Origin of the sequence: Shewanella sp. KT0246 (assembly GCF_019654955.1) — a bacterium.
GTDB classification, from domain to species: Bacteria; Pseudomonadota; Gammaproteobacteria; order Enterobacterales; family Shewanellaceae; genus Shewanella; species Shewanella goraebulensis.
This window is the reverse complement of record NZ_BPEV01000049.1, coordinates 20578-28302: the sequence shown is the minus strand read 5'-3', so window position 1 is coordinate 28302 and position 7725 is coordinate 20578. Positions and strand designations below refer to the sequence as shown.

Genomic DNA, 7725 nt, shown 5'->3' with positions numbered 1-7725 from the left:
GCGGCGTCAATGGGTTGTTAGTGTAGAAACTAAAAATAAGTTCTAAAAAGATATTTAACGAGCGTGGGCGATACAATCATAAGTTAATGTGGTTTATCGCTCACGCTTTTTTAAATGAAGATTTTTATTTGTTTTTTAATAGCTTATCAGTAACAAAAGGTTTGTTTTTAACAAGTAACCATAAGATTGCACCTATTATCCCAACACTGAGTTGAATGAGGCCTAGGTTTTTAATTAAAGACTCTTGGCTAAGTGAAACAAGTAACATTCCAAGTGCGCCGCAAGTCATACTGCAAAACTGAATTAAAGCCACGGCTGAACCCGTGTCGTGGCTTTGTTGATCAAGCATTAAGTTTGTACCAGGTACTTTCATCGTGATGATAACGACAGTAGCTGGCGCAGCAATAAGGGCAAAAATAATAGGCGATAAATGACCTATGGTTAGGGTTAATATGCCTGCTACTGATAAAAAGACAAAACACAAAGTGATGATCCTTTTCACCGTGATGTAACGGGATAAACGCATATAAATCATTGGCCCAAAGGCTGCGCACATCGCATTAAAAGCGAACGCGTAGCTGAATTGCTGTTCGGTTAATCCAAAATCATTAATGTATATATATGAGCCTGCGGCGAGAAATCCCATTAACGCCATGGGTGTTATCGAAAAAATAACCAGTAATGCTGCAAATCTAGGATTACGGATAATAACGGTTAATCGTCCCCAAGAGCGCAGTACCGAGCCGACATATTTCTTGTCTAAAGTTTCTTGATAACACAGAGCGAGCGTAGCTGCGAAAGCTCCAAATATCGCAAGCGCAACAAACATCATCCGCCATGATGCTATTTGTAGCAAAAAGGCGCCGATAACTGGCGCAATCATAGGGGCAATGATGACCAATGACATGATAGTGGCCATAATTTTTTCACGTTCTCGCCCTGAATAGATGTCTTTGACAATAGCGGTAGATACCACTGTGACCGCGCTGGCTGCAAATGCTTGAAGCACTCTGGCTGCGATAAGTTGTTCTATGTTAGCTGACATAGCACACAAGATACTGGCTAGGATGTAGCCTAAAATCCCTATCAATACGATAGGCTTCCTACCAAACTTTTCACTTAATGGTCCCCAAAAAAGCAGGCCGATGGCATAAGTGACAAAATAGCTGCTCAGGGTTAAATTAACCATAGATTGGTTGGTATTGAGCACTTCAACCATTGACGGTAAAGCAGGTAAATACAAATCAATGGTTAAGGGGGGAAAAGCACTGATAATTACCAAGAAAAATAGCATACCGGTTTTTCCCAGTATGGGTTGTGGCTTAATCACATTTACATTCATCGTCTAGTTTTCGTTTATTCTGACTTAATAGAAACTTTCGTGCATTTACTTTTTATCTACCTGACATTGCTTTAATAAGGCGGTAAAAAAGTCTGCGCCTTTTCTTTCAGCAAAAGCGATATTCCGTTCAGGTATGCTTTCTGGTTCATCATATTCGGCGAGTGCAGCTTCCATACTTGATTCGCGAATGATATGAATCGTTGGGTAAGGGGAACGGTTGGTAAAGTTTGCCGCACTATCTTGTGGTTCGCCCTCGAAGCAATAGTCTGGATGAAAACTTGCCAGTTGATAAACTCCTTCATATTCGTTTTCAAACAGTTTGTCGTTTGCTAAATCAACGATATCGAGATAGCAGTAAAAGCCTTCAAAGCCGCGGGGCATAATGAATAGAGTGGTTTCAACATCAGGGTGTTCATCTAAATATTGGCATTCGTTGAGAAAGTCTTTCATCACCTGTTTAACTTTGGTGTTCTCACTGCTGTAATAACGAATACTGTTGCGTTCAACTTCACGACGAGCAAAAGGACAAATATTGTATTTCATTATCACTTTGTTGACCCAGTTTGCCGTCTCTAGATGATATTCGTTTAACTCTGACATCTGAATTCCTGCTGCTTAATTGACACGACTAGTTAGGTAGTACCATAGGGATAATAGATAGCACCAATAATAACGCCATTGAAATATTAAATATTCTTTGCTGACGTTGATTTTTGAGTAATTTTTTTAAGCCAACGCCAAAGCTCAGCCATATTGAGGCGCAAGGTAATGCAACAAAGAAGAACACTACTGCAATGGTAATGACTTGTGGCGCTAAAGAATGGTCAATGCTAGTGAATGTCGCAATAGCACCAACAGCCATAATCCAACCCTTTGGGTTAACCCACTGAAACGCTGCTGCTTGTATAAAGTTAAATGGCTTTGCTGTTTGTTTTCCTTCCAGATTGCTAGAACTATTAGCAATCAGCCAAGAAAGATAAAGCAGATAGATAATGCCAGCCACTTTTATCATTTGATGGGCAACAGGATAGGCTTGAAACACAGCACTTAGGCCTAAACCAATGGCGAGAACCATACTAGGGAAGCCAACAATGATCCCTAATAAATGTGGAATACTGCGTTTAACACCAAAATTTACCCCAGAAGTCATCAACATAATGTTGTTTGGGCCTGGAGTAATACCTGCAGAAAAGGCAAACAATGCGATGGTAATAATGAGTTCCATAAACCTTATTATTCTAGATGGGGAATTTATGTAAGATAGGTATTTTAGCGGTTATCGCCTAGTGAACAAACAAAAAACTTGTGTTTAGTGAATTATATTCAGATACGTTTGTAGTAAAGTGGTTGGAGCTGTTTTTGTTATTTGTTCTTAAGTGTTTTAAATATACTTAAAATATTTAGATTTGTTGTTATTAAATTTGAGTCAGGTTAGGTTAGGGTTCATATGTTAAATTAAAATAGATATTAATTTTTTAATTTTTGCGCTTGAAAATTGCTCTTAATGGTTGTGCTTTTTTACGAAGTACTTGCCAGTTTCTGATTATAGGATTAACGGATAAATGATAAACAAACAGTGGTGTTTATGGATAAGCTTAGTCGCGGTATTGCTTAGTGGTTGTGCAACTAATGAAACCAGTATTGATCCGGTTCCAAGTCGAATTACTATGGTTACGTCGGGCGACTTAGATTTAATTTCTTCAAGTGCAACAAGTTTTGGCTGGCATCCAACCATGTTTACGGTTCATAGCGCGAATAAGCTTAATGATGCCGAGTTAGTAAGACATATGCGTCAATCTATCACTAAGATTATGGAAGCTAAGGGATATCATTATGTTGAAGGTAATGAGTCACCAAGCATTTTAGTGGGTTTTGGCATGGCTCTTGAGTCGGAAATGAGTGATAAAGAAATCATGAAACGTGCGGGTTTAGTTGCCGGCTTATCGACCAAGGGTGTTGATGACGACTATGAAAAAGGTTCGGTACTCGTTGCACTATTTAGCCCTATTCGTATCCAACCTGTATGGAAGGTTCTTGCACAAGGCTTCACTGATACGGGGAAGCCGATTGAAGATCGCGAACAGCGCTTTGATAAGCTTACCACTATGATGTTAAATTCTGTGCCAAACCACGTTATGTAGTTTTCGAATACTGTTTGAATACTAAAAAGGCCGTTGATATATTTCAGCGGCCTTTTTGTTTATCTATAAGCTAATTCAACGTTTACACGGCGACATCGACTTCGTACGATCCAAACTTACGGATGTTAATTACGCCAGTATCAAATATGAGGTACTGACCTTTGATACCTTGCAAAATACCCGTCACTTCAGGGGTTTTATCAAAGTTATGGGATTTCACTTTCTTAGGGAACTCAGTGATAGGGAACTTGATCCCTTGAATCGAATTATCTAAGCGCTCAATAACAAAATCCGGGTTTTCTTGTTTGATTTCTTGTAAACGCTCTTCAATCACAGGGATCAGTTGATTGGCTATTTCGACTAAATCAACATCTTCAGCATTGCCTTTAAGCATCGCCTGCCAGTTTGTCTTATCGTTGATTAACTTGGCTAATTCAACCTCGACTAAACCTGATAGTTGGCGGGTTGAAACTTTGAATATAGGGAGCCCTTGCGTCGCGCCTTGATCGATCCAACGAGTTGGTATTTGAGTGTAGCGGGTAATGCCGACTTTAATCCCTGAGGTATTCGATAAATATACATAGTGGGGAACAAAGCAATGGCTTTGAGCCCAATCAGGCTCACGGCATGTGCCTTTGTCAAAATGGCATGTTTCAGGCTTCATAATGCATAAATCGCAGCTTGCAAGCTTAGACATACACACGTAACAATGTCCTTGAGAGTAACTCTTCTTGGTCTTTTTACCGCAACTGCAACAAAATATATTACCTGTGTGAGTGAGTGTCAGTGTTTTACCAATTAAAGGATTAAGGTCGATGGTTTCGTCGCCCACAGGCAGTTTGTATTGCACTTCATTTTGCTCATCAAGCTGAGTGCGCATTTTAGACAGCGTTCCTAACATTTTATACTCTTTGTTTTTATCATTTGTACTTAGTCTAACAGATGCTTGTAGGTAAAATTAAACGGTTTTTTAGATTGAACTGACAGCTATGCGGGCAAAGATATTATGACAGTTTAATGAAGTTTTATCGCAATGACATCGAAAATGTAACGGGTAGAAAAGTTGATATATGGCTTAGACACCAGCGTGGATAATGAATCGTCACGCTGGCGTAATATGCTTATTAACAGCAGGTTCGTCGTTATTGGTACCCGTTGCGAATTGTTAGTGACTGATGACTAGTAGCTAATTGCAAGAATAAATTTTAATAACTAAGTGCTTTTACTGAGTTTATCGAGCACAACATCATCACCAAGTTCATATAAGGATTCTGTTAACTGTTCTTCTTGGTTTGGGTTTGATAAGCCTAGGCCCATAGTGGCTCTAAATAGCGCGATACCGCTATGGCTTGCCGTTTCTTGCTGACTACTAAACTGCTCTATGTTTATTCCAAGCGCATTGATCTTATTTGATATTTCAAGGACTAAACCTTCACGGTCATACGCCACTAAGTTAAAGCTTAAACGCTTGATTGGCTCTGCGATATGGCCAGTTTTAGAGTAGGCGTAGTTTAGTCCTTCAATACACTCTAAAGCTTCCAGCATCGCATCCCATTTTAATGCAGATACTTCTAACTGTAATATTGCTGCAAAAACACCGTCGATATGACGCATTTCTGAATCAAGCCAGTTACCATTATGACGACTTATAACATTTGCGATTTGCTCAACTAATCCTACTCTATCAGGGGCTTGCAAGGTGATCAGGTAACGTAACATATATGAAACTCCCAAATTTTTAACAAATAAATCTGCTGTAACACTACTGTCATATTTACGTCATATAATTCAGCCAATTAAAATGGCATCCAAAAAATGTCATATAAGCTCGCTAAACTGCTGATTTTTACAACAGCTACGTGCTAGTAATTTAACAACAGTCGGTTTAAGTAAATAAAACAGCTATTTATTTAGTAACACAGTGGATTAAACAATCATAGCGAAATTTCGCTGACGATTAATTATAGAGGTTCTGAATGGAAAGTCAGGTAGGTCAGCCTGGTTCTGAAACGAAAAGCTTGCTAGTTAGTAGAAGCACAAGTCGAAGAGCATTTACGGATAAAGCAGCTGAAGTCGGAGTGACTGTGGGTGGCACCATGGTCTTTGTCGCTTTGTTGCTGATTTTCTTTTATTTATTGTATGTGATTAAACCTATTTTTGATGGCGCTGATGTTGAACCTGTATCAACAATCAGTTATCAAAATACCGACGTTGCCACGCTAATGGTTGGTAGTGATGAGCAAAATGAGATTGCTTATCGCGTATTGGTAAATGGTCAAGTTGATTTTTATTCAGTTGCCAGCAAGCAGTTAATTGAAAGCTTTCATCCACCGATTCCAGCGGGCACTAAGGTAGTCAGTAGTGCTAAAGCAAAGCCAAACGAGCAACGTTTTGTCTTGGGCTTAAGTTCTGGAGAAGCTTTAATTGTCGGTGTTGATTTTGGTGTAACTTACCCGGACAACGTGCGCACGATAACGCCTCGTTTACGATATCCACTCGGTGAAACACCAATCATGGTTGATGAAGGTCAGCCTTTACATCATTTAACCTTTGATTATATCGATAGTCGCATTGGCTTTGCATACCAAAACAATGAAGGTGCATGGAAATTGAATCGCCTTGAAGGCGAAGAAAACATGATGACCGAAGAAATTGAATGGTATTCAGACTTAACTGTCGTTGAAGATGCGCCTAAAGATGCATTAACGGCGTTAATGACACCTGATCATCGTCAGTTAATTTTACCGACATCAGACAAGATTTTTATCTATAACATTCGTGATACAGATGAGCCAACGTTACTTCAAGTTATTGACGTTAAAGATGGCAAAAATAAAGTATCCAATGTCAGCTTATTGGCGGGCGCAAGCTCCGTATTAGTCAATTATGAAGACGGTACCATTGACCAATACTTCCAAGTAAGTAGCCGCAATGGTCGTTTATATCAAAAGATTCGTGATTTTGAAATTGACTCACCAGTGCAAACAATTGCGACTGAGTTTTATCGTAAAAGCTTTGCTGTAGTAAGCCCTGAAGGCGAGCTATCGCTGCTTTATACAACCAGTCAACGTAACTTGTTCACTGAAAAATTTAATATTGCTCAGCCTGGTGAGATGGCTTTCAGTCCACGCTCTAATGCGTTAATCGTCGAAGCAAACAATAGCTTGAATGTGTTTGCGGTCGACAATGACCATCCTGAAGTCTCATGGAGCGCTTTGTGGCAAAAAGTCTGGTACGAAGGTTATCCAGAACCACAGTATGTATGGCAATCCACCTCAGGTTCAGATGATTTTGAAGCTAAATTAAGTTTGATGCCGTTAGCATTTGGTACCATGAAAGCCGCTTTTTACGCGATGCTATTTGCTGTGCCAATTGCGATTGCTGGGGCAATTTATACCGCTTATTTTATGGCTCCAAAAGTGCGAAGTGTGGTCAAGCCAACGATTGAAATCATGGAAGCACTGCCTACGGTTATTTTGGGTTTCTTAGCAGGTTTATGGTTAGCGCCATTAATTGAAGATCATTTGCCGGGTATTTTAGTGTTACTGACGCTATTACCGACCAGTATTTTGCTGAGTGCATTCACTTGGAGCAAGTTACCACCTCAGTGGAAACAACGCTTACCTGAGACCTATCAAGAAATTATGCTAATCCCGGTTATTTTGTTTGTGGGTTGGTTCTCATTCGAAATAAGTCCAGTGATTGAAATTGCTTTCTTTGATGGCAACACGCGTCAATTTATCACCAATGAACTCGGCATTACATTTGACCAACGTAACGCGTTTGTAGTTGGCATTGCGATGGGCTTTGCGGTTATTCCAACGATTTTCTCGATTGCTGAAGATGCGATTTTCTCTGTGCCACGTCACTTGTCGAATGGTTCGTTAGCCTTAGGTGCAACAAACTGGCAGACATTGACACGTGTGGTATTGCTAACGGCAAGTCCTGGTATCTTCTCAGCAGTGATGATGGGGTTAGGCCGCGCGGTAGGTGAGACCATGATTGTATTAATGGCAACAGGTAACACCGCAATCCTTGAGTGGAGCGTATTTGAAGGTATGCGTACCTTGGCGGCGAACATTGCTGTTGAAATGCCAGAATCTGCCATTGGTAGTTCGCATTACCGCGTCCTGTTCCTTGCAGCATTCGTTTTGTTTGTATTTACCTTTGTCTTTAACACCATTGCAGAAGTGGTACGTCAACGTCTACGTGAACGTTACAGCTCACTTTAAGGAATGAAGA

At 40.1% G+C, this 7725-nt stretch carries 7 protein-coding genes; 2 read left to right on the top strand and 5 right to left on the bottom strand.

Annotation, left to right across the window (positions count from 1 at the left end; all coding sequences use genetic code 11):
* Positions 1-124: 124 nt before the first annotated feature.
* Genes K5Q58_RS18580 through K5Q58_RS18570 form a run of 3 tightly spaced genes read right to left on the bottom strand, consistent with a single transcriptional unit; the run spans position 125 to position 2567 of the window.
* Positions 125-1342: a multidrug effflux MFS transporter gene (locus tag K5Q58_RS18580; RefSeq protein WP_220755346.1), complete on the bottom strand. Its 1218-nt coding sequence runs from the start codon at positions 1340-1342 to the stop codon at positions 125-127.
* 45 nt (positions 1343-1387) lie between these two features.
* Positions 1388-1942, bottom strand: coding sequence for a DUF1415 domain-containing protein (locus K5Q58_RS18575; protein ID WP_220755345.1), 555 nt, complete (start codon positions 1940-1942; stop codon positions 1388-1390).
* Between the two features lie 28 nt (positions 1943-1970).
* Positions 1971-2567: a LysE family translocator gene (locus tag K5Q58_RS18570; protein WP_220755344.1), complete on the bottom strand. Its 597-nt coding sequence runs from the start codon at positions 2565-2567 to the stop codon at positions 1971-1973.
* 337 nt (positions 2568-2904) lie between these two features.
* Between K5Q58_RS18570 and K5Q58_RS18565 the strand changes: the two genes are divergently transcribed.
* A complete protein-coding gene (locus K5Q58_RS18565) occupies positions 2905-3483 on the top strand; it encodes a DUF4136 domain-containing protein (RefSeq protein WP_259651396.1) in 579 nt (192 codons plus the stop codon).
* Between the two features lie 82 nt (positions 3484-3565).
* On the opposite strand, the gene K5Q58_RS18560 is transcribed toward K5Q58_RS18565, so the two are convergent.
* A complete protein-coding gene (locus tag K5Q58_RS18560) occupies positions 3566-4384 on the bottom strand; it encodes a DUF2797 domain-containing protein (RefSeq protein WP_220755343.1) in 819 nt (272 codons plus the stop codon).
* A 311-nt stretch (positions 4385-4695) separates the two neighbouring features.
* Positions 4696-5202 (bottom strand): glycine cleavage system protein R, encoded by a 507-nt coding sequence (locus K5Q58_RS18555; protein WP_220755342.1) that lies wholly within the window; start codon positions 5200-5202, stop codon positions 4696-4698.
* A 257-nt stretch (positions 5203-5459) separates the two neighbouring features.
* On the opposite strand from K5Q58_RS18555, the gene K5Q58_RS18550 reads away from it, so the two are divergent.
* A complete protein-coding gene (locus tag K5Q58_RS18550) occupies positions 5460-7715 on the top strand; it encodes an ABC transporter permease subunit (protein ID WP_220755341.1) in 2256 nt (751 codons plus the stop codon).
* Positions 7716-7725 lie beyond the last annotated feature (10 nt).